Source organism: Natrinema soli (assembly GCF_028618695.1).
In genome coordinates, this window is sequence record NZ_JAQIVI010000132.1 from 39,589 (window position 1) to 61,991 (window position 22,403).

Genomic DNA, 22,403 nt, shown 5'->3' on the forward strand with positions numbered 1-22,403 from the left:
CTGATCCGTTTCGAACGGACGATCGCAGTCGCTCTCCTCGTCAATATAACATTCGTTCTCTACGTCGTTGATCGTCGCGATTCCCTCATCAATGAGACGGGGATTCGGTGGTTCGAGACGTTGTTGCGGCGTCAGCGGCTCGTTAGTGCGGTTATGCTCTGACATCGTAGAATCCTCTCACCCCCGAGGAGAGAATCAATGTCACAAGACGGTGCTTCTGGCACAGAAAGTTGCTCGAGAGCGGTATCGATCGCTATTGTGAATTCGCCAAGTGAGTCGAAGAACCGGTTACTGAGAGGCGTTTGCAGCTGTCGCCAGCACTCTTCGACCGGATTTGGTTCCAGCGAATACGCCGGCAATGTGATGGATCCGAGGTCGTCACGGGCTGTCAGGTCCGTGACGGCCGACGCCTGAAAGTACGACGCTCAATCTCACACAACGAGTAGATCATCTTCGAACTCTTTGCATAATGTGAGAATGAAATGTTTCGCGTGATCGGCAGTAACGTACCCTTCGAATCGAGTGAAAAAGCGATCACCGAGAACGGTGATCGCGTCCAAGAGGCCCGTCCAGTCGCGTTGGCCGGATAATTCGACAGACAGCCGTGTGCCGCACGGAAACCACGTGGCTCAATTTGCACAGATTTCTTGGTTTGATCGATACAGACTACTGTGGTGTCCATTTCTCGCCGCTTTTTTGAGTTCCTCGCAGAACGGTTCTTGCTCGTCGGACTCAGACTCGGCGGCTGTACGGCGTGGTTTTTGATAGCTCAATCCCGCTTCTTTGAGCAGCCGCCCGCAATTCGGGATTGCGTACTCGACATCGTACGTCTCGTCGAGATACTACTGACGAGCGACGGCGCGTCAAAGCTAACTTCCGCAGATGATTCGTGGACAGTTCTTCGAACGCTTTTTAATCATCTTTTGTGATCTTTTGTTTTCTTCCAGATCGGTGAGCATTAGTAACAGCCTGCTCAAGCGACTCGTCTGTCGAGTCGCTTGAGCCAGCTACAGATTGTCCATCGCTGAACGCCGTACCACTCGGCTAGTTCAGTCTGCATAAACGCCGTTTTTGTATGCTATCTCTGCTAAGATCCGTTGTGTCAGCTTCTTTCCCTCCACGTTATCGAGGGCATCTTGCAATTCCTCGACAGAGATCTCGTCGAGATTATCCACTCCGTTTAGCAACCCTCCGAGTAGAAAATTCTAACGGACACTATAGGTACCGATACCTGATGAGCACGCATATGGGCTGCAATCTCGACGTTTCTGTCAAACGATTCGCCACAGACATCACGGGTGAATTCATCTTCGACTTCCATCGTGCTAGCACGAGCGCTGGTACGCTCGCACCCCTCGTGGGGTCGGACAGACTTGCTCGTGTCGAAATCGGAGGTCATGTCGGTTGAGTGCAACTTTCAGCTATGGTCCTGAATCGACGAAAAACATGGTGTTGTCGACGTCGAGATTTTCAGAGAGTTCTTGTAGGAACCGATCTGTCAACGCAGTCGTAGTCGTCGAATATAGCCGTATCTGGAGAATATTGTTCGCTTTTGGATCGACAACAGTGTACAGCCAATAGCGATATTTGTTAAGTTGAACTACCGTTTCGTCCACCGCAACGTGATTCGACTTCTCATCATCTGCCGGCTGTAGATCACACTTGTGATCCCAGTCATGGACTGCCTTGCAACTGTGTTCAACACCAAATTCCTCCAATTCTCGAACGGTATTCGAAAGCGAGAGACCAGCAAGATGGAGTCGAATACCGAACTCTATCAGCTGACGTGGTGTCCGCTTCCGTTCCATAAGAACGATCTGGAATTGGGAATCGGCTGGCTGACAGCGGTTGCGATCCGCCGATGTCTACGAGAGCAACGCTCTCGTACGGCCTCTTGGAGAACTCTGCTCTCCAACGGTCGGCGAATCGTTGATTCGCCTCGACATCAGAACGCGAACCGTTCTGAGGACGGCGAAGCCGTCAAGGGTCGCGGTTGTACGCTGCAATAGACATCGAGACGAAGTTGATTCTCGAGGACGCGCTGTTTGGTCGGCACGGCACCGATCCGGCTGCATTTCTCCAGAAATTCCGAGAGAAATACGGTCTCTCCGAGGCTGAGTTTCTCGTCGATCGATTCGGCTATCGGACTGCCCTCTTACGAGTAGGATTGAGTGGTCGGATCAACTATACCGACCGTAACCTCATCGAAAAGTAGTTTCACACCCCCAAAATGTGCATTGACCGCTTTCATAACTCGTGGGTGGGCAGTCGGGCGAGCGTCTGCGAGTGCCTTGAACAGTCTGTACATTACTGCAACCAGCAAAGAACGAGTTAAAATTCCGATAGAAAAACACCAGTTGAGGTTCAGAACTAGACAGTGCCACCTACGCGTTAGAATCGTAGATCTAACCGATCTTGATGTGGGACTAGGACTCCTCCCAGTTCGCTTTCAGACTCTCTCTCTCTGAGCACGCCGATTGCTGGACTAGAGCTACGCCCGCGGATGAACTATCTTGAAAGAAAGGGTGACCTGAAACGATTCTGGAAATGGTTTTCCTCTGGATGTCTGAACCCTATTGAGAGGGACCAGCGGCGATCGTACTATATGTTACGCTCTTTCTTCTTTCTAGTAATGTAACCAGCTATACGATTTCTCACCCGCTTGGCTTCTACGTTGGTTAATTGTTCGACATGAACCTTGTTTTCCTCGAAGTCGTCGGTGAAAGTGCTTGGATGCTGTTCAATTAGCGAATCACCGATAGACATAATTTCGTTGCCATTCGAGGGCATAGTGATAGCACGATAGCATAGTCAATAGTTCTTTGGCAAACTTTGTGTTGGTAATTGATAACAATTTGACTTTGCGAGCGGACGCGATTGTGATGCCGATTGTGGAATCGAACTCTCTGCAGGCAGTGATGGTCGGTCTTCAAGGTGCCATGTGTCGCCGGTATACTAATTATCCTCTAGCCAGAAAGTGGGGTGAGAGCGATGACCATGACACAGGCCGTCACGATAACTAGCAGAGAAACACCCGCCAAACAGACTCGCGTTTGCCACTTCGACGAACTGACGGAACGAGCAAAAGACTGTCTCCTACGGACGATCGAGAATGAGATCACGGCCGGGGTTGAACCCGAAATTGCTACAGAGCTCATACAGTATGACCTGATAAAATTCGTCGAATACTACGACGTTCGTCTCACTGATCACAGAGCCAGCGACTCGGTTTCCGCTTAACGATTGTGTTGATAACTATAATGCTGCATATGAATGTCGCCAACGGTAGTAGCCATACGTAAGCTATTGAAAGCAACTGAGATGTGTCGATTTTCGTTGAAAGAACCGATAAGAGATTGTTCAACCAAAGCACTTAAGGATAAAATGATCGAAGGCAGTAACTGATGACGGCAGAACCAGAAGATATTATCAGCATCGGTGACCGGTTGTTACGTCAACATCCCGAATCCTTCACGAACGATTTCAGTACGAATAATCAGGTAGTGGGGAAGATGACCAACGTCGGGTCGACACGGATTCGAAACCGGATCGCTGGGTACATAACCCGGAAGCGGGCCGAAAACTAATGAGATGGCATTCGTTTTCGCGGGTCGATTTTGTGATCTAGCTTTCGTCTAGCCCACGTCCAGTGCCGTTTTTGTGCACGTATTCGTGCACTGCTCCAACCTTCAGCAGTAGCGCAGTTGTGTATATAACGATACTGTTCACCATCAGTCTCGCTCGTTCGAGAGAAATTGCGCTGACGGACGATTGCGTATCAGCGTCTGATCGAGAACGGAACATTCAGTCGTGGTCCGGATACGGCGGCCCTTTTTAACACACTAAGCGTGTTAACCTTGGTATTCGGGAACTGTTCCTACAGTTCACGAGTACACGACGGCAAAGCCACATATTCGATACGAAACAGCTACACATTCTATACGCTCGATTCCAAGGGAGCCGACAGCGTCATCGAGACCCGACCGTCTCGAAGAGAAAAAGAAGAAAGCTTTTTGGAGATATATGTGGTAAATGCTAACAGATGTTGATTGCTGGCACGGTAATCGTCGACTCGAGTACCGTCATCCGTGACGGTGCCGTCGTCGTAGATGATTCGGTTATTGAGAGCGTTGGAAACCGAGATGATCTCGTTGATCGGTATCCCGATCACGAGCAACAGGAATACGACGTTCTTCTGCCTGGCCTCGTAGGGGGGCACATTCACTCCGTACAGAGTCTCGGACGTGGAATCGCCGACGATACGGAACTCCTCGACTGGTTGTTCGAGTATATTCTACCGATGGAAGCATCGCTTTCGGCCGAGGAGATGGAAGTGGCTGCGAAGCTCGGATACCTCGAGATGATCGAAAGCGGAACGACAACGTGTGTCGACCACCTCTCCGTTGACCACGCGGACAAGGCGTTCGAGGCCGCGGGGGAAATCGGCATTCGGGGGGTCCTCGGCAAAGTAATGATGGATCGCCGCTCACCGAAGGGACTTTTGGAAGAGACGACGGCTGCACTGGCAGAGTCGGAACGCCTCATCGAGAAGTACCATGGTTCGTTCGACGACCGCATTCGGTATGCCGTCACCCCGCGGTTCGCCGTCTCCTGTACCGAGGAGTGTCTGCGCGGTGCTCGCGAGCTCGCCGACGAGTACGAGGGAGTCAGAATACATACGCACGCGAGCGAGAACCAGAGTGAAATCGAAACCGTCAAAGAAGATACCGGGATGCGAAACATTCATTGGCTAGATGAGGTCGGTCTCACCGGCGACGATGTCGTCCTCGCCCACTGTGTCTGGACAGATGAAAGCGAGCGACGGGTTCTCGAAGAAACGGGGACTCACGTCACCCACTGTCCGTCCTCGAACATGAAACTCGCAAGCGGCATCGCCCCCATCTGGGACTACCTCGACCGAGATATCAACGTCGCGCTCGGCAACGATGGGCCACCCTGTAACAACACTCTCGATCCGTTCACGGAAATGCGACAGGCGAGCCTCCTGCAGAAAGTGGATCGGCTCGATCCGACCGTAACTCCTGCCAGCGAGATATTCGAAATGGCCACGATAAACGGCGCGAAAGCGGCCGGTTTCGACCGTCTGGGAGCAATTCGTGAAGGATGGCGCGCCGACATCGTGGGCATTCGGACGGACATCACGCGTGCGACGCCGTTACACGATGTTCTCTCTCACCTCGTGTTCGGCGCTCACGGGGAGGACGTGATGTTCACGATGGTCGATGGCAACGTTCTCGTCGAAAACGGCGAAGTAACGACCGTCGATGCAGAAACCATTCGCCAGCAGGCAGACGATGTTGGGCTCTCGCTCGAGTCTAACCGCGAGGCGGCGAAGGAAGTGAAACCGTGACTCCGGACGACTGTTTCTGCTGTGGTGTCGCTCTCAATAGCGACTAAACTAGTCTACTGAGCAAGTACGTGACTCGTGACAGCCGGCCGCAAATTAGGGATCGTCGAGGGTCGCGACGACGAACGCACCGCATCGCCCCTAGCCGTTATTTCCAGTATCGCGCTGGGACGTACCATTTCTCCGTACCCTGTTTCGGCGTATCTGCGTCTGCGAACGACTGATTTTCGGTAACGTGACCTGCAGGAGTGTTCGCATCGTCTCGGGCGGACAACTCCTTCAACTCGGCGGCTGTGGTGCTCTCTGTCGGTCGATTGAATCGAACCGAACCATCGACGATTCCGACAATCCGGTCGTAGTGAGCGACTGCGAGGTCCATGTCGTGGAGGACGGTAAGCAAGGTCCGGCTCCCCGCAACATCGTCGAGGACGTCGAGGACGGTGGTGCTCGACGATGGGTCGAGGTTGGCCGTCGGCTCGTCCGCGACGATGACGGGTGCCTCCTGCATCAGCGCTCGAGCGAATGCTACTCGCTGGCGTTCACCCGCGCTAAGCGTATCAGTTCGCGCGTCTGCCTTCTCGCCGATCCCAACGCGGTCGAGCAACTCGAGTGCCGGGGCCGGATCTCGCGGCGCGAGCGGTTCGAACAACCCGCGCCACCAGGAGCGAGACGAACTACTGCCGACGAGCACGTTGGCCAGCGCAGTCCGCCGGTCGACGAGCGTGTGACCGGGATAGACGTGTGCGACGTCTGCGGAACGGAGATGGTCGTCGTCGAGTCGGATGGTGCCACTGTCCGGAGTCACTGCACCGCTCGCAAGCCGAAGCAGTGTCGTCTTTCCGGCGCCCGAGGGACCGACGATGGCGACCCGCTCTCCGGCAGTGACGCTAAGCGTCACGTCCTCGACGCCGACGTCCCCGTCGAATGTTTTGGTTACCCCGTCGAATCGCAACTCGCGGTATTGCTCAGTTCTTGTCATCGTTCAGCAGCCCCATCATCCTGACAGCGTCACCTAACGCTTCGAAATCCTCATGCCCGGTCGTAACGTACTTGTCGACGTTCTGCTGGCCTAAGATGCCATCTCTCCCATTCTCATCGAGACTGATGAAGGCGTCACTGATTCCCGAAACGGTCCCCTCGCCCAGGCTGTCATTGACTGCCCAAGGGTAGTCGGCGAACCCGGGCGTTCGCCACACTTCAGTGATCGTTCCGTCGTCGGAACTCGTCTCGACGAGCCGGTCGTAAATACGGGCATTGAGTTCGCCAATATCGCTATTACCGCCGGTCACCGTTTCCGCGACGGCATCGTGGGCCCCGACGTGGGTGAGCGATTTGAACGCCCGATCAGGAAGGAGGTCGTGACGCCGACGCAGATAATAGGTTGGCATCACCGTTCCGCTAGTACTGAGGGGATCGCCGAAAACCAGGTCTAACGAATCGGCGGTCCGCTTCACGTCTTCCATCGAGGTGACGGCCGTCGACTCATGTGCGATTAACACGGAGTGCCAGTCGATCGTCCCGCTTTTGCTACCCACGACGATCGGTGTCGCGTTCGCCCGATGGTGAGCGAGAATATAGGAGACGCCCCCGAAGTAGCCGAGGTCGACCTGTTCAGCCGTCATCGCCTGGACGAGGCCGGCGTAATCCGTCGTTGTGCGAAGGTCGACTGTCATGTCCAATTCGGACTCGAGATACGTCGCGAGTTCGGTATTTTGCTCGATAGCCGTGTCGGGGTCGACGTCCGGAATGACTCCCATAGTGAGCGTCGGGGAACGCTGCCCGCTCTGGAGGCAGCCGCCGACGAGGCCAGACCCAACTGATCCGAGAACCGCCCGTCTCGTTCTAGCAGTGGTCACAGGTTCTGTCTATCTCGAGAGGTGTATAATAGCTTGTCGTGACAGCAATCTTCCGGAGGCGGACTCCGGTAGATAGCCGGGTGCCGCTTCGTGCTGTTTGGTGCTGGGACAACGTTATGGGTGTGTGTGCGTTGTCGTGTTATATGGAGATCGACGTGAGTGGCACAGTGTGCCCCCAGACGGTGTTAATCGTGAAACGATGTCTGGAGGCGCTCGAACCCGGTGATGAACTCACCGTTGTCGGGGATTATCCGCCGGCAGAGCGGACCATCCGACGCTCGTGTCACAAACACGGGTATGGCGTATCGACAGCGGCCACGACGGACTCCGAGTCAGAGTTTGCGCTGCGAATTCGCGTAACCAGCGCAGCAAAATCGTAACGACCCGGCACAGAATTAGTGCGGGACCTTGAGTCGGAAGCGGGGTTCGGTGAGCAGTTCCCTGGCCGTCAACTCACTCGCTCGACGCGATCGCTTCGATTTCGACACTGACTCCTTTCGGGAGATTTGCGACCTCGACGGCACTACGGGCGGGGGACTCATCGTCGAAAAATTCGCTATAGGTGTCGTTCATCTCCTCGAAATCGTCGATATCGTCCAAGAACACGGTTACTTTCAGGATATCGCTCATATCCAGCCCTTCAGCCGACAGAACTCCCTGAATGTTGGAGAGAGATTGTTCGGCCTGCGTGGCGATCGGTTCGTCGGAGAGCAACTCACCGTCGGGCGTCATCGGAATCTGACCGGCGGTAAACACGAGTTCGCCATCGGTCGTCGCCTGACTGTACGCACCGACTGCCTCTGGAGCATCGTTCGAACTGATAACTCGCTTCATACAGATAGAGACCCAGGCTTCCCTCTTAATAGTATTCTCTGACAAGAGAGACGACTACTGGGATGGCTCGTGTGTGACGTCTGTGGCCGGTTCCCCATGCGAGCCGAAGGCCTTGATTGCGCAGCCATTGGGTCGCATGCCCTTCTCCGTGAAGCAGTACTTCTGCGAGATCGTCCGGTTCATCGACGTCGGTTGTGAGACGGTACGAATCGATCTCCGCCAGCGCGACTCCTATTTCGCGCGCTATGGACCGATGGGCGAGATAGGAGTTGCCGTGATAATGACTTCAAAGCCGGTCGTGCGGGAAACGAGCGTGTTCGTTCCGCCCCCGCTGCCGCGCGCGAGCACGACGTCCTCCTCCCTAGTGCACAGTCGCTCGAGTGCTGTGTCCGTAATTAACGGCAGATCGGCCATGACGACCGCTACTGCCGTCGAAGCGGCCTGAAGTTGTTCGTTGACGGCACGCGAAAGCGACCGTTCATCGACGGATATGGGACAGTCCCCGATCTCGAGCGGCGTCGAAGAGACGACGAGCGGATCCTTTCCAGTGTTCTGAACGACGGAGACGACATCTCGCAACATTGCCCGCGCGAACTCGTTCCGATCGCCGCGATTGAGGAGTGTCGAAAGCCTCGTTTTCGGGTCCAACCGTCGAATGGCACGATGACTCGCATGGCGATTCTCTCTCGTGGTTACCGGTACGGCATCATCAATCTCCGCGTTCTGGTATCGGATCGCTCCCGACACAATCTGTGACTGTGGCTCGTATCTAGCACACAAATCTGGCAAACCGCGATCACTGGAGTGATGCCGATTGTCCGTTGTTGCTATTTATGTTATCCGGAAGTACTATCAGGTCATGCCACACCACACCACGTGTGACAGAGTCTAACGAGCAACAGTCGAAGGTGGCGTCCTTCTTCGGCTACGAAGAATACGGTACCAATACGAAAACAGAGGTGATCGCCGGGATAACGACGTTTCTGACGATGTCGTATATTATTGTCATTAACCCTGCTATCCTCTCCGCGGCCATCAATATCGACGGCTACTCTGACGGGCAGGTGTTCCAGATGATCGCGATCACGACGATTCTCGCAGCGGTCGTGGGCACCGCTGTGATGGCCCTTTATGCCAATCGACCGTTCGGACTCGCACCCGGAATGGGGCTCAACGCGTACTTCGCGTTCACCGTCGTAATCACGCTCGGTGTCCCGTGGCAGACCGCGCTTGCGGCAGTGTTCGTCGAGGGACTCATCTTCATGGCAATGTCCTCGGTCGGCGCGCGCCGGTACATCATCGAGTTCTTCCCGAAACCGGTCAAGTTCGCCGTCGGGGCCGGTATCGGCCTGTTCCTTCTCCTGTTAGGACTTATCGAGATGAATATAGCGACCGCACACGATTCAACGTTGGTCACTCTCGGGAACGTCGCCTCTGACCCGGTCGCGATTCTCTCCCTCGTCGGTCTGGCGTTTACGCTCATACTCTATTCGCGCGACGTGACCGGTTCGATCATCATCGGCATCCTCACAACGGCCCTTGCGGGCTGGGGGTTGACGGCAGCAGGTGTAGTCAACGGTGGTCTCCTCACCCCCGGCGCGATCCCCGAACCACACTACGATATCACGCCGCTCGTCGGCGCATTCCTGCAAGGGTTCCAGGATATCGAACCGGTGACGTTCATGATCGTCGTGTTCACGTTCTTCTTCGTGGACTTCTTCGACACAGCCGGAACGCTCATCGGCGTCTCTCAGTTCGGCGGGTTTCTGGACGACGACGGGAACCTGCCCGAGATGGAGAAACCGCTGATGGCGGACGCGATCGCAACGACGTTCGGGGCGATAGTCGGAACGACGACTGTCACGACCTACGTCGAGAGTTCCACGGGAATCGAAGAGGGAGGCCGGACCGGAATGACCGCTCTCGTCATCAGCCTCCTGTTCCTGCTTTCGCTCGTCGCGATTCCGATCGTCGCTGCCATTCCGACGTACGCGTCATACTTAGCGTTGGTCGTCGTCGGTCTGATCATGCTCGAGGGCATCACCGAAGTGAACTGGGAACAGTCCGATTGGCTGATCCCGGGTGGTCTGACGATGGTGATGATGCCGCTGACGGCGTCGATCGCCAACGGTATCGCGGCGGGGATCATCAGTTATCCGATCGTCAAAACGGCCCAAGGGGACCACCAAGACATCCACACTGCACAGTGGGTGCTTGCGGGAGCGTTCGTCCTCTATTTCTACGTGACCTCCGGGGGTGTGATGGGATAGCGACCGCTTCTCATTCCGAGTGTCGGGCGGTACTGCGACCCAAGTAGTCTGGGAGGGTAGTATCGCTATCGGAAAGACGAGACACAATTGGCGTCGGCTCGCGATCACGGCTGTACCACCGGTTCACGTTATCAATGACATCCCACCGAGTACGCGGAGACGTTCCCTGGTCGTCCACCAGCTTGCAGACGGTGCTGGCGTGTTCGCTCATCGGGGTGATGGGCGTGCCATTGATCAGCCCTATTTTACCGGACCTCCGCACCGTGTTCGGGATCAGCGACTCGCAAATTGCCCTCATAATCACGGCGTATACGGTCCCCGGTGTGTTCCTGACGCCGTTTATCGGGCTACTGTCCGACCGACTGGGACGCCGAACGGTCGTCCTTCCCCTGTTATTTCTCTTCGGTCTCGCTGGCGGCGGTATCGCCCTCGGCCCCTCGTTTCGCGGTGTACTGGCCCTTCGATTCGTGCAGGGAATCGGTGGAAGTGGGCTGATGATGCTGGCGATAACGCTTATCGGCGACTTCTACGGCGGCGAACAACGGAACAGAGTCATGGGCATAAACGGCAGTGCAATCGGCATTGGTGCCGCCACGTATCCACTACTCGGTGGCGTGTTAGCCACTGTCCGCTGGAACGTCCCGTTCGTATTCTTCGGACTCAGTCTCGTGGTCGGGAGTATCGCACTCTTTACGCTCGAGGAACCGTCGATAGACGATCCGCCTGCGATGAGAACGTACGTTTCACGAGTTCTCTCCGCGGTCCTTGTCCCACGAGCGCTCGGCCTCTGGGCCGTAGCCTTTCTCACGTTTTTCCTGTTCTACGGCGGCATTCTAACCGTGCTTTCGTTACTCTTGAGCGACGTTCACGATTTTTCCGCCGGACAGATCGGGATGCTATTCAGTATGGTTTCCATCGCCAACGCGGCCGTGGCGTCGCAGTACGGGCGCATCTCTCGTTCCCTCGACCCGAAGGAACTGATCCCCCTCGGGTTCGTCGGATTCGGCGTGAGCCTCCTCGGTGTCTGGGCCGCGTCCACGCCGGTACTGATCGGCGCGATGTTGCTCTGTTTCGGCCTGGGATTTGGGCTCGTGATGCCTTCTCTCGATACGTCCGCCGTCGGTCTCGTTTCGAGCCAATTCCGCGCGAGCATGCTTGGCATCCTGACGAGTATGCTCTGGCTCGGACAGACCGTTGGCCCGATCACGTTCACCGGTATCGCGACCGCCGCGTTCGACGAACCGGTGACCGGCTATCGCTTCTTGTTGTTGTGCTGCGGAATGGCGTCTTTCGTCGGCGGTGTACTCGTGTTACTGGCTCTCAGTCGTCGATAGCGATCCGATCGTTCCGCAGTCTTCCCCCTGTCGGTTACGGTCACCTATTCGAGCACCGAATACGGGATCACGCGGACCGACTCCTCCGCCGACAGGTCGGACTCCGTGAGGACGATGCCGTCAGCTCGCGTCGCACGCGTACTCGAGGAGAGGACACTAGGATCGAACGTTTCGTCGTAGACTTCAAGCGGAGAGTCAACGTGGCCCAAGGGGACGGCGTTCCCTTCGTCCAACGTAACCGGCACAGCGTACTCGAATCCACTCGTTCCGATACCGACGTCGCTCGTGAGGGACGCCTCAACCGTCGATATCGGCTCCGTCTCGCCGACGAAGAACGAACGCATGACGAGTGTCGCAATCGTGTGCGCACCGACTGGCTTTCCCGGAATCGCAAAGGCGACCGCATCGTGATCGGGGAGTCGCGCGACTGCGATCGGTTTGCCGGGACGAATCCGCACGCGATGGAACTCTACTTCGCCCAACGCCTCCAGGGCTCGGATAACGTAATCCTTCTTGCCGACGCTCGTTCCGCCAGTCGTGATGACCACATCGTGTTCGTCGGCCAGCTGCGCGATTCGGTCTCTCGTTTCCTCGTATTCGTCAGGAACCGTTCCCTCGATCGTGGCCCTATGCCCCCACGAACGGACGAGCGCGGCCAGCATCGGCGAGTCGAGATCGGCGGTCTTCTCCTCGTGAATCTCGGATCCAGTAGCCAGTAACCCGGCAGAGAAGGGTCCGTACACGGTGACGCGTTCGATACCGAGGTCTCTAAGCAGAATCAGATCTTTCGCAGACATCCGTTCACCGGACCGAAACAGCACCTCACCAGCCGAGACGTTGCTTCCCCGTTCGTAAGTATACGTACCCGGCTCGAGGCTACTCCCCCCAAGTTCACCTGCTTCGACGGATGCTTCCTCGATCTTGAGCACGGCGTTTGCACGCTCTGGAAGCGGCGCCCCCGTGGCGATACGGATGGCTTCTCCGGCCGCTAGCGATGGTGGCTCGTCCTCCGGGAATATCTCTCCCTCACTGACCGCGAGGGGATACGACTCGGTCGCGTCGACGGCGAATCCGTCCATAGTCGCGTGGTCGTGAGACGGAACGTCTCGGGGAGCAGTTATCGACTCTGCGAGAAACCGTTCGGCTACGCCGTCTCCGACGCTCAACTCTCTCGTCTCGCGGTTCGACAGCGCTCGGTCGAGGATGTCGAGAACCTCCCGTACGGCCTCGGAACGAGATAGCATCGATTCGTGGTCGTGAGCCATAACAATGAGTTGGGTATATTATCACAAACCCCTTTCGTCCGCTTTTCAGCCGAACGGGATCGCTCTCCGAACGGGAACCGCTCTTCGTAATGGGAAGAGAGGCCGTCAATATATCGTTCAGTTCCTGTTACTCTCGCGAGGTTCGATTCTAGTCAGCGTACCGATTTCGACCATTCGAACGATTTCGTCGTGCCAAACCGCAATCTAAAGACAGGGGTTGATTGTATAGAAAAATACATATTTAACAAGCTATTTATGCTAAACCCCTGTCTATGTGAATTGACAGCACATGTCAGAGAGAGACGGTTCCATCGAACTGGCGTACGGATTAGAAGACAAACCACCGGCGATCAAGGCGCTCTTTCTCGGTGTCCAGCACGTAGCGGCCATGATCGTTCCGGCGACGGCGGTAGCACTCATCGTCGGAGGAAGCATCGGTGTCGGCTCAGCTGACACGGCGTTCCTGGTTCAGATGGTGCTCGTATTCTCTGGACTCGCGACGCTCGTGCAGGTGTTCCCTATCGGTCCCGTCGGGTCCCGCTTACCCGTCGTGATGGGGACGAGCTTCGCGTTCGTCGGCGCGGCGATAGCCATCGGAAGCCAATACGGTCTCGACGCCGTCTTCGGCGCGATCGTCATCGCGGCGCTGGTAGAGGTACTGATCGGATGGCAGTTCAGACGGGTCAAACGCTTCTTCCCGCCGCTGGTATCCGGCCTTATCGTCATGATCATCGGCCTCTACTTGATCCCGGTGGGGATGGATTACCTCGCGGGTGGCGCTGGCGCCTCCGACTACGGCGCGTACCACAACCTCGGTCTGGGCTTGCTCGTCATAGTCGTAACCGTTGGACTGAATCTCTTCACGGACGGCGCCTTACGGACACTGAGCATCCTGGCCGGGCTCATGGTCGGGTACGTGGCTGCGATCGCGATTGGTATCGTCGACTTCTCGCCGGTCGCGGATGCGGGCTGGTTCGCCGTTCCCGTCCCGGGTCGGTTCGGATTCTCCTTCGAACCGGTGGCCATCCTGACGTTCACCGCCATTCACATCACCGCAGCGATCGAATCCGTCGGGGACATCTCCGGCATCACGGCCGCCGAAGGGCGCACCCCGACCGAAGACGAGGTGACGGGCGGACTCTTCGTCGACGGAATCGGCAGCTCGATCGGCGCATTGTTCGGCGCGTTCCCGCTAACGACGTTCTCTCAGAACGTCGGTCTCATCAACTTCACCGGTGTTATGAGTCGCTACGTCGTCGGTGTCAGCGGTGTCGTCCTACTGGTTCTCGGTTTCGTTCCGAAAATTAGTGCCGTCGTGACGACCATTCCGAGCGCGGTACTCGGTGGTGCCGTGCTGGTCATGTTCGGAATGGTGATGGCGAGCGGTCTTCGCCTTATCTTCTTGAACGAACGGTTGAACCGACGGAACATGGTCATCATGGCAACCTCGATCGGTGCCGGCCTCGGCGTCGAGGTCCGACCCGATGCGCTCAGCGCGTTGCCGGACCAGGCAACGATCTTCTTCGGAAACGCGATCATCATGACTGCCATCACGGCGGTCCTGCTCAACACGCTAGTCCCACGCGAGACGGAAGCCGATCTTCAAGACACAGCCACGACGGGTGATCTTGACGAAGGTCTCGGTACCGATGCAGTTGGACCGTCCGAAGATTAATACGACAATTTCGCTTCTTTGAAACAGAGTTCTTGGCCATCTACTGCCGTCTAGGTGGTATGTCGCTTACGTTCGCAATGGTCTGGTGTACTCATACGGAGTGTACTGCCAGTCGGTCAGTCATGCTACAACATGGCAATCTATTTCACGATCGAACTGGACATTCCGCTATGCAGTTCAACCGTGTCGCAGTCACCGAACGGTCTCATCGCCGATTCTGCGAAGACGCGGCGGATGAGAGGTTCTGGAACGTGGGGATGTATCGTGAACGAACGCGTTGACACCCTCGTCCGTGGGACGTTAGTCAACGTGAACACCGGAAACGTGGAGGATTGCGCCGTAGCGATCGACGACGGGATCATCGTCGCGCTGGAAGAGCGTCCCGCCGAACGTGAACTCCACGCGAACTACGTCACGCCCGGACTCATCGACGCTCACATGCACGTCGAATCGAGCATGGTGACGCTTCCACAGTACGCGGAAGCGGTCGTCCCGAACGGCGTGACGAGCGTCGTACACGACCCCCACGAAATAGCAAACGTGGTCGGCGCTGCAGGCGTCCGCGCCGTCATTCAAGACGCTGAACAGACGCCGTTGAAGGCTCGATTCACCGTCCCTTCCAGCGTCCCAGCGTCGGACCTCCAGGACTGTGGGGCGACACTCCCCGCCGAAATGGTGACCGATCTACTTGAGGAACCGAACGTCATCGCGCTCGGCGAAGTAATGGACGTCCCCGGGTTGGTCGCGGGAGACGAAGACGTCCACGCGAAGATTCGCGCCGCACGGGAGCGCGGATTGACTGTCGACGGTCACATGCCACAGGTCACGGGCGACGAGCTACAGGAGGCCGCACAGTATCTAGACAACGACCACGAGAGTATCACGCTCGCCGAGGCTCGCGAGAAAGCCGATGTCGGTCTCCGTGTCTACCTGCGCGAGGGGTCCTCCAGCAAGAACCTCGCCGAGCTCTTGCCGCTCACCGAGGAGGTCGATACTCGGCGACTCTCGTTCTGTACGGACGACCGTGAAGTCACTGACATTGTCGACGAAGGTGGCGTCGACTTCGCTGTTCGGAAAGCGATCCGGGAAGGCGCAGACCCGGTTGACGCCGTACAGATGGCGACGATAAACACGGCGGAGAGTTACGACCTCCCGTTCGGAAGAGTGGAGCCGGGTGCACCGGCGGATCTCGTGCTGCTCGATGATCTGGATACTTGGCGTGTCGACAACGTACTCATCGATGGTGAACTGAATCCGACGGAGGACGGGACCACCCCTTCCGCGACCAACCTTCCGACGGACACGGTCGAGTCCCCCTCAGTCTCGCCGTCCGACCTCGCGATCACGGCTCCTGACGGCCGCAGTCGCACCGCCCGCGTCCGTGTCATTGATGCCGTCGGTGGACTCCAGACCGAACCCATGATCGCCGAGGTCCCGGTACAGGAGGGCACGCTACTGCCGAATCCAGACGAAGACCTGCTCTCGCTCGCTGTCATCGAGCGACACGGTGGGAACGGAGGAGTCGGCCGCGGCTTCGTTCACGGGTTAGAACTCGACCGCGGTGCTGTCGGGTCAACGATCGCTCACGACGCGCACAACTGCGTCGTCGCCGGCGTCGATCACGCCTCCATGGCGGCGGTCGCAAACAAACTCGAGGAGTTAGGCGGCGGCGTCGTCGCGTACGATCCAGTCGACGATGAATTCGTTTCACTCGCGCTCCCGGTTGCTGGCCTGATGTCGAACGAGCCGATAGAAACCGTCTACGAGCAGTTCGAAACCGTAGAGGCCCACACTGCCGGGATCGGGATGGCGAAAACTGGACTGATGGAACTCTCCTTCCTCGCCCTCGAGGTGATTCCGACGTATCGACTCACGAACAACGGCCTCGTAGACGTCACGAACGGCCAGTACGTGGACGTGATGGTGTCAGAGCACGCCGGAGAACAGGGCTCCCCTGATGTCGACCGGTCGGCTCCCGACGATAGCGTCAGTGAGCCCTGACGCACTGTCGCTCACCAGTCGACCGTAGCGGACATGATCACGTCGTCGACGTCGGACCCATCCAGCAGGTAGTGATCGTTGCGCGTCGCTTCGATGGTCCAGCCGCGGTCGACGAGAAAATCGATTCCCCGCCGATTCGTGGCAGGAAGGTGCTGATACAGTTTCTCATAGCCACAGCGGTCGGCACACTGCCGAGCGTAAGCCAACAGTCTGGTCCCGATCCCCGCCTCGCGTCGCGATTCCACGACGCCACCGGTGACGGTCGCCGTGTGGGCGGTTTGCGACCGGGCCGTCGCGTCGACGTGAACCAACCCACAGATCGTGTCCTCGATGGTCGCCACATAGACCGCGCACTCACCCGCCGAATCGCGCCGGTGGAGTGTCCCGTCGTCCGTCGCCGTTGCCATGGTCGACGTCGTTTCGACAGACGGCTGTTCGCCGGCCATCGAACGGATGGCGGTGACCAGTTCCGCCCGATCGGCATCGGTTGCCGGCCGAAATTCGACGAGCGAATCGAAACGCGAGAGACCGACCGTTATCGACTCCGCCACGCGGTTCAGGTCGGTGGTCACACGGACTAGGTCGTCAGTCTCGACCAGCAATCCCTTTTGCGTGAGGAGCGCTAGATGGTGATCGATTGCGCGCCGGTCGTTGGGGTACAGTTCCTCCTGCAGGCGACGAGGACGAACTGGACCGTGTTGGACGACGTACTCGTAGACGGTCCGCCGTTCCTCGTTGGTGATCTCGTTTATTGACGCTGTACTCGACCGTATCACGCCACCAGTTGGACTCGAATTTTCACGCATAGTTTCTCCTGCACCACGGTTTGCAGTCCGGATGCTGCCTATAATCCGCGGCTATCGACAGTACCATCGGAATCGAGGTATATAGTTGCTCGAACGGACACGCCGCCAGACGCTCGTGGCAACACCTGACACATTCGGGCAATGGCCGCCCTGTCGGCGGTCGTTACCGTGGATCCGGACGTCTCACCGTCTGCTGCTGAGTCGTCTCCCCCGTTGGGTGCCGATTCGCTTTTCATCCCGAAGGGGCATCACTCGGTGGCCCACTCCAGATCCGTCTTGGAATCGATGTCCCTCGTCACGCCCGGATCGTCGACATCGACGAAGACGGTGTTTTCGTGGTTCTCGATGAGTTCTCGCCCGCCTCGGTCGCCGGAAACAGTCGACAGCGCGTCGTAGTGCTGTCGACCGAACAGGACGGGATTTCCACGCTGTCCCTCGTACGTGGGGGCGACGATGCTCCCGTCGCCGGTCACGTACACTGTTCGCAACGTGTCCACGGTCAGTGGACGAACGAACGGCATATCTCCGAGCATGAAAACGGTCGCGTCCCAGTCTGCGTCGCGTGCGGCGTCGACGCCGGTCCGGACTGACGCGCTCTGTCCCGCCGCGTAGTTCTCGTTGGAGCGGACCGAGAGATCGAGATCAGCGAGAACCGCCGCTACACGGTCTGCCTCGTGACCGACGACGGCGACGATATCGTCGACGGACGACCGATACAGCGTCTCCGCCGCACGTCTCACGATGGGTGTCCCTTCGACGTCCGCAAGGAGTTTGTTCCCTCCCTCAAACCGGGTCCCCTTTCCCGCTGCGAGGACCACACCACCAATCGTATCGGCTTCAGTACCACTATCCGGCCCGTCAACAGCCCGAGCCATGTCAGACCGATCTGCCATACGACCATTTCGTGACGGACCGTACTGGTTCTTTTCCCGTCGCCATCTCTGTCGGGCACCCTGACAGCGAGTACGCTCGAGTTCCTATCACGGTTCGAGCTCCTATCACGACGACTTGTTCTCGACGGGGAGGCAGACGTCTCGTTCGAACGACGTCACGAGGCCGCGCGTAAATCGAGACGTTTCCCCGAGCGCGTGCTCGAGTACCGCTCGCGCCGTCTCCATGAGGCCTGGCATATCGGCCTTGTTGATCACAGGGGTGACCGCTGCGGCATCTGGCACGTGTCGTAGTCCACCGTCGGGGCTGGCGAGTACGGTGCCGATCGTTTCGGGCGTGATCGTGTCGCCGACGGAGAGGCCCGTGATCGCGGCGACACGTTCGGGACGGTGAACGACGGCTTCCGTAAGCGGTTCGCCGACGGCGTGCACTGAGGCCACGGGGACGACGTGAGTCGCCTCGTCGGGAACGACCGGCTCGTTGGTGTCGGGGGCCTTGAACTCCCGCGCTCGAGCTCCATCGGCTTTGACGAGGAGCCAGTCGACGAACCCACGATCGAGAACCGCCGTCAGCGGCTCCGGATCGAAACCGCGGACTTTCCGGTCGACTCGTTCGGGATCGGAGACCCATTCGCTCGCAAACGCGACCGGTGGCTCGGTTTCGAGAAGCGCGTCCGGCAGTCGCTCGACGTTCGTGACCGTCAGCGGCAGATCGGGTGGCGGCATCTGTGTCGTCGTCGTGAACCCGATGTCGTACCCCTGCTCGGTTCCTTCCATCGCGAGTCGGTGCATGGCAGTCTTCTTGCCGCCCGCACCGACGAACGCGACGAGCGCTCGGTCGCCGAGGCCCAGCGCGGTCGACAGTTGCATACCGTCACTGTGCGCCGAGAGCGAAAATAGGTTTGTCCCATCGGAGTGCGAGCCACGGAGTGGATCGAGTCGATACTGTTTTGCGACTCACTCGCATACGTCGACGTATGACGCGAGTAGACGTGCGCGGAGAAATCTGCCCGCGGCCGGCGCTGATCGTCCGCCAGCAGCTCGCTGAACTGGAGACGGGCGATGAGTTACTCGTGCGAGGTGATTACCCCCCGGCGGAACGGAACCTCTGTCGAATGTGTCGCAAACGCGGATTCACCGTCACGAAGATCGAGGATGGGAGCAACGAGAACGCGTTCGAGTTACGAATCGAAGTGTCCGAAGACGCAACGATTCCGGAGGCGTAGTCGATGCCCGATCGTTCCGCCGACACCACCGCCCGGCTTACCGAGTACGCCGACCTTCACGGTTGTTCCTGCAAAGTCGGCCAGAGCGACCTCGACGACCTCCTTCGAGAGGTGGGGCTGACCCAATCTCGAGACGAACTGCTGTTCGGCGTCGGCGAGGATGCAGCCGCACGGCGACTGACCGACGATCTGGCGCTCGTTTCGACGGTCGATTTCTTCACGCCGATCATCGACGACCCCTACGACTTCGGCCGCGTCGCAGCGTGTAACGCCGCGAGCGACGCCTTCGCGACGGGGGCTGTCGACAACCTCGACTGTCTCGTCGTCCTCGGTCTCCCACAGGAATTGACGGACGCCGCACCGATGATCTTGGCCGGTATCGCCGATGCGATCGACGACATGGACGGCGTGATCGCCGGGGGCCACACGATCATCAGCCCGTGGCCGTTCGCCGGCGGTGCCGTCTCTGCGACTGCACCGCCCGAGACGCTGTTGACGTCACAGCAGGCGACGGCCGGTGACCACCTCTACCTCACGAAACCGCTCGGAACGCAGTCGGCGATGGGTGGACTGCGCGTTTCGGACGACGAGTTCGCCGACGTCGTCGCAGAGGCCACGGAACGGTCCGTTCGAAAGATCGGCGACGAAGCGCTCGCCTGGATGACGACCCCGAACCGAGCCGCTGCAATGGCAAGTCGCGACGTCGCGACCGCGGCGACCGATATAACCGGATTCGGCCTTGTCGGACAAACGCAGGTCCTCGCCGACAACGCCGACGTGGGGATCGAGGTAAGTAGGCTGCCGATCATCGAGGGAACCGCCAACCTCTCGAGACTGTTCGGGTACGGCCTCGAGGACGGCGAGAGCGCGGAAACCAGCGGCGGCTTGCTCCTGTCGGTCCCCGAGTCGCAGACTCCGACGCTCGAATCCCGTCTCGACGGTGCTGACGTCTTCTACCGTCGTATCGGACGCGTCACCGACGGCGACGGCGTTTCGTTGCGCGATCCGACGATAGAACCGATCAGCCGGGAGAAACGAGACAACTGACCGACCGCTAGTGGAGTTTCAGAACGGCCTCGAGGACGCCGCCGCCGAGACAGAGCGCTTTATCCGAAATCTTCGCCGGGTCGACGCCGTCGCCGCGCGGGTCGATATCGCCGAGTTTCGTCCCTTCGTTGACCTCGAGTCCGCCGTGGACGAGACCGCGAACGAGGCCGTCGATTTGCGCGACCACGTCGGTGTTGCCGACGTGACCCATAGTCTCGCCCGCCGAAACGGAATCACCGATTTCGACCACAGGTTCCCACGCCCCCTCGCCCGGTGCACGGAGGACCCGTTCGTGCGTGTAGCCGCGTCGTTCTCCCGGTTCGCCGTCGTACGGACTCGCCCGGCCGTCGTAGAAAACGCGACCTAACTCGTGGCCTCTGTCCGTCTCGACGACGGCATCGACGTCCTCGCTGGCTTCGAATCCGGGACCGAGACCGACGACCACGTCCGCGTCGTCGCGGCGGGTGCCCGTATCGGTCCGACCTTTCGCCAGTATCGCATCGACGACCACGGCCGCATCGAGCGTCGCCGCGATCGAGGCCTCCGGGTCATCGAGGACCGGAACCGCATCGTCCTCGAGTATCTCGATCGCCTCGTCGACGTCGGCCGCTCGTCGTCCGACGACGCCTTCGATCGATACGTCGTCTTCGTACACCGCTGTCGCGAACGCCACCTTCCGTCGAACGACGGTCGGTCGTTCGACCTCGGTCACCACGACCGGATACCCGGCTTGGTGCAGTCGGTAGACGACTCCGCTCCCGAGGTCGCCGCCGCCCCGGACGACGACGAGGTCATCGAGATTCAGTCGCGTCGCGCGCTGTCCGCCGGCACCGTACCGATCCATGTTCACCTCCGAGAGTATCGCCAGCGCGACGTCTTCCGGACCGCTCCCGCCGATATCGAGCCCGACGGGTGCCCTGACCCGCGCGAGTTCTCGCCGGCTGTACCCCCCCTCGGCGAGCGAATCGACGACGTGTTCCGCCTTCGTGTCGCTGGCGACGAGGCCGACGTAGCCGGCGTTTCCGTCGAGCGCCGCAGCGACAGCGCGCTGATCGAACGTCCCGCTGCGCGTCGCCACCGCGACCGACGTTTCGGCGGTCATCGGGAGCTCGGACAGCGTTTCTTCGTACTCTCCGTGGATGACGTCTGTGTCGTCCGGGAACACATCCGGGTCAGCGTATTCCTCGCGGTCGTCGACCACCGTGACGTCGTACCCCACCTGCTCCGCCAGCGCCGCGAGTTCGACGCTGATGTGGCCGCCACCGGCGATGTACAGGCGTGCCCGCCCGCGAATTCGTTCGATGAAGACGTCCATCGACCCGCCACAGACCATGCCGGTGTTCCCGCCGGGCTCGAGTTCGTACGTTCGAACCCCGGAGTCGGCCTCACCGTCCAGCACTGCTCGCGCGTCCTCGCCGGCGAGGTGTTCGACCGTTCCGCCGCCGATCGTGCCGTAGTTGCCGTCCGTGGTGACGAGCATCCGATCCCCGACGTCCCTGGGTGCGCTCCCGTCCTTGTCGACGATCGTCAGCATCGCAGCCGCCTCGCCGTCGTCGACCAGTTCGGTGACTCGTTCGAACACGCTCATACGAAGTTTTTCACCTCGTTCTCGACTATCAGGTCGATTAAATCGTCGTACGTGATCTCCTCGATTTCCTCGGGGAGGTCGACGCCGCGGACGTCGACGTCTTTCTTGACGGCGTAGAGTTCCGCGTCGAGCGCCGGAGACAGGAACACGCCGTCCTGTACGAGGACGACGCGTGCCTCCGGGTCGTCCACCGCAGTTCGAAGTCCGATATCGGCCATGGGTTCGTCTATCAGGTATAGCATG

General features: G+C 58.8%; 19 protein-coding genes and 4 pseudogenes. 10 read left to right on the forward strand and 13 right to left on the reverse strand.

Annotated elements, in window-relative coordinates; all coding sequences use genetic code 11:
• Positions 1-215 precede the first annotated feature (215 nt).
• Positions 216-1,175 (reverse strand): annotated as a pseudogene (locus tag PGX04_RS08830) (IS630 family transposase); the annotation flags it as partial.
• A 249-nt stretch (positions 1,176-1,424) separates the two neighbouring features.
• Positions 1,425-1,808 (reverse strand): annotated as a pseudogene (locus PGX04_RS08835) (transposase domain-containing protein); the annotation flags it as partial.
• A gap of 179 nt (positions 1,809-1,987) precedes the next feature.
• On the opposite strand from PGX04_RS08835, the pseudogene PGX04_RS08840 reads away from it, so the two are divergent.
• Positions 1,988-2,335, forward strand: a pseudogene (locus PGX04_RS08840) (transposase domain-containing protein); the annotation flags it as partial.
• 266 nt (positions 2,336-2,601) lie between these two features.
• On the opposite strand, the gene PGX04_RS08845 reads toward PGX04_RS08840, so the two are convergent.
• Positions 2,602-2,766: a 30S ribosomal protein S17e gene (locus PGX04_RS08845; protein ID WP_377042442.1), complete on the reverse strand. Its 165-nt coding sequence runs from the start codon at positions 2,764-2,766 to the stop codon at positions 2,602-2,604.
• A gap of 638 nt (positions 2,767-3,404) precedes the next feature.
• Between PGX04_RS08845 and PGX04_RS08850 the strand changes: the two genes are divergently transcribed.
• Positions 3,405-3,587 carry a 30S ribosomal protein S17e gene (locus tag PGX04_RS08850; protein WP_273738162.1) on the forward strand — a complete coding sequence of 61 codons (183 nt, stop codon included), beginning with the start codon at positions 3,405-3,407 and terminating at the stop codon, positions 3,585-3,587.
• A gap of 455 nt (positions 3,588-4,042) precedes the next feature.
• Positions 4,043-5,371 (forward strand): 5'-deoxyadenosine deaminase, encoded by a 1,329-nt coding sequence (locus PGX04_RS08855; RefSeq protein WP_273738163.1) that lies wholly within the window; start codon positions 4,043-4,045, stop codon positions 5,369-5,371.
• A gap of 145 nt (positions 5,372-5,516) precedes the next feature.
• Here PGX04_RS08855 and PGX04_RS08860 read toward each other — a convergent pair whose 3' ends face one another.
• Both PGX04_RS08860 and phnD read right to left on the reverse strand, forming a co-directional pair.
• Positions 5,517-6,347: a phosphonate ABC transporter ATP-binding protein gene (locus PGX04_RS08860; RefSeq protein ID WP_273738164.1), complete on the reverse strand. Its 831-nt coding sequence runs from the start codon at positions 6,345-6,347 to the stop codon at positions 5,517-5,519.
• A complete protein-coding gene (gene phnD, locus PGX04_RS08865) occupies positions 6,334-7,224 on the reverse strand; it encodes a phosphate/phosphite/phosphonate ABC transporter substrate-binding protein (RefSeq protein ID WP_273738165.1) in 891 nt (296 codons plus the stop codon). The genes PGX04_RS08860 and phnD overlap by 14 nt, the downstream gene beginning before the upstream one ends.
• 143 nt (positions 7,225-7,367) lie before the next feature.
• On the opposite strand from phnD, the gene PGX04_RS08870 reads away from it, so the two are divergent.
• Positions 7,368-7,604, forward strand: a complete 237-nt coding sequence (locus PGX04_RS08870; protein WP_273738166.1) for a sulfurtransferase TusA family protein — start codon at positions 7,368-7,370, stop codon at positions 7,602-7,604.
• Positions 7,605-7,677: 73 nt separating this feature from the next.
• On the opposite strand, the gene PGX04_RS08875 is transcribed toward PGX04_RS08870, so the two are convergent.
• Positions 7,678-8,058, reverse strand: a complete 381-nt coding sequence (locus PGX04_RS08875; RefSeq protein WP_273738167.1) for a Rid family detoxifying hydrolase — start codon at positions 8,056-8,058, stop codon at positions 7,678-7,680.
• Positions 8,059-8,083: 25 nt separating this feature from the next.
• A pseudogene (gene cofC / locus PGX04_RS34575) lies at positions 8,084-8,732 on the reverse strand (2-phospho-L-lactate guanylyltransferase).
• A gap of 204 nt (positions 8,733-8,936) precedes the next feature.
• On the opposite strand from cofC, the gene PGX04_RS08885 reads away from it, so the two are divergent.
• Both PGX04_RS08885 and PGX04_RS08890 read left to right on the forward strand, forming a co-directional pair.
• The gene (locus PGX04_RS08885; RefSeq protein ID WP_273738169.1) at positions 8,937-10,328 is read left to right on the forward strand and encodes an NCS2 family permease; all 1,392 of its coding nucleotides are present in this window, start codon (positions 8,937-8,939) and stop codon (positions 10,326-10,328) included.
• A gap of 134 nt (positions 10,329-10,462) precedes the next feature.
• Positions 10,463-11,662, forward strand: coding sequence for an MFS transporter (locus tag PGX04_RS08890; RefSeq protein ID WP_273738170.1), 1,200 nt, complete (start codon positions 10,463-10,465; stop codon positions 11,660-11,662).
• 44 nt (positions 11,663-11,706) lie between these two features.
• On the opposite strand, the gene PGX04_RS08895 is transcribed toward PGX04_RS08890, so the two are convergent.
• Positions 11,707-12,927, reverse strand: coding sequence for a molybdopterin molybdotransferase MoeA (locus PGX04_RS08895; protein ID WP_273738171.1), 1,221 nt, complete (start codon positions 12,925-12,927; stop codon positions 11,707-11,709).
• Between the two features lie 289 nt (positions 12,928-13,216).
• On the opposite strand from PGX04_RS08895, the gene PGX04_RS08900 reads away from it, so the two are divergent.
• Both PGX04_RS08900 and ade read left to right on the forward strand, forming a co-directional pair.
• Positions 13,217-14,602, forward strand: coding sequence for a uracil-xanthine permease family protein (locus PGX04_RS08900; RefSeq protein ID WP_273738172.1), 1,386 nt, complete (start codon positions 13,217-13,219; stop codon positions 14,600-14,602).
• A gap of 234 nt (positions 14,603-14,836) precedes the next feature.
• On the forward strand, positions 14,837-16,603 hold the full coding sequence (gene ade, locus PGX04_RS08905; RefSeq protein ID WP_377042399.1) for an adenine deaminase: 1,767 nt from the start codon (positions 14,837-14,839) through the stop codon (positions 16,601-16,603).
• Between the two features lie 11 nt (positions 16,604-16,614).
• Here the strand turns inward: ade and PGX04_RS08910 are convergent, their stop codons facing one another.
• The 3 genes from PGX04_RS08910 to yqeC all read right to left on the reverse strand — a co-directional run bounded on the left by PGX04_RS08910 (position 16,615) and on the right by yqeC (position 19,169).
• The gene (locus PGX04_RS08910; protein ID WP_273738174.1) at positions 16,615-17,409 is read right to left on the reverse strand and encodes a GNAT family N-acetyltransferase; all 795 of its coding nucleotides are present in this window, start codon (positions 17,407-17,409) and stop codon (positions 16,615-16,617) included.
• A 248-nt stretch (positions 17,410-17,657) separates the two neighbouring features.
• The gene (locus PGX04_RS08915; protein WP_273738175.1) at positions 17,658-18,302 is read right to left on the reverse strand and encodes a nucleotidyltransferase family protein; all 645 of its coding nucleotides are present in this window, start codon (positions 18,300-18,302) and stop codon (positions 17,658-17,660) included.
• Positions 18,303-18,407: 105 nt separating this feature from the next.
• Positions 18,408-19,169 carry a selenium cofactor biosynthesis protein YqeC gene (gene yqeC, locus PGX04_RS08920; protein WP_273738176.1) on the reverse strand — a complete coding sequence of 254 codons (762 nt, stop codon included), beginning with the start codon at positions 19,167-19,169 and terminating at the stop codon, positions 18,408-18,410.
• 107 nt (positions 19,170-19,276) lie between these two features.
• Between yqeC and PGX04_RS08925 the strand changes: the two genes are divergently transcribed.
• Complete coding sequence (locus PGX04_RS08925) at positions 19,277-19,525, forward strand: sulfurtransferase TusA family protein (protein WP_273738177.1); 249 nt, start codon at positions 19,277-19,279, stop codon at positions 19,523-19,525.
• A gap of 3 nt (positions 19,526-19,528) precedes the next feature.
• The gene (gene selD, locus PGX04_RS08930; RefSeq protein ID WP_273738178.1) at positions 19,529-20,572 is read left to right on the forward strand and encodes a selenide, water dikinase SelD; all 1,044 of its coding nucleotides are present in this window, start codon (positions 19,529-19,531) and stop codon (positions 20,570-20,572) included.
• Positions 20,573-20,579: 7 nt separating this feature from the next.
• Here the strand turns inward: selD and yqeB are convergent, their stop codons facing one another.
• On the reverse strand, positions 20,580-22,160 hold the full coding sequence (yqeB, locus tag PGX04_RS08935; RefSeq protein WP_273738179.1) for a selenium-dependent molybdenum cofactor biosynthesis protein YqeB: 1,581 nt from the start codon (positions 22,158-22,160) through the stop codon (positions 20,580-20,582).
• On the reverse strand, positions 22,157-22,402 hold the full coding sequence (locus tag PGX04_RS08940; RefSeq protein ID WP_273738180.1) for a DsrH/TusB family sulfur metabolism protein: 246 nt from the start codon (positions 22,400-22,402) through the stop codon (positions 22,157-22,159). Before PGX04_RS08940 ends, yqeB begins: the two co-directional genes overlap by 4 nt.
• Between the last annotated feature and the right edge of the window lies 1 nt (position 22,403).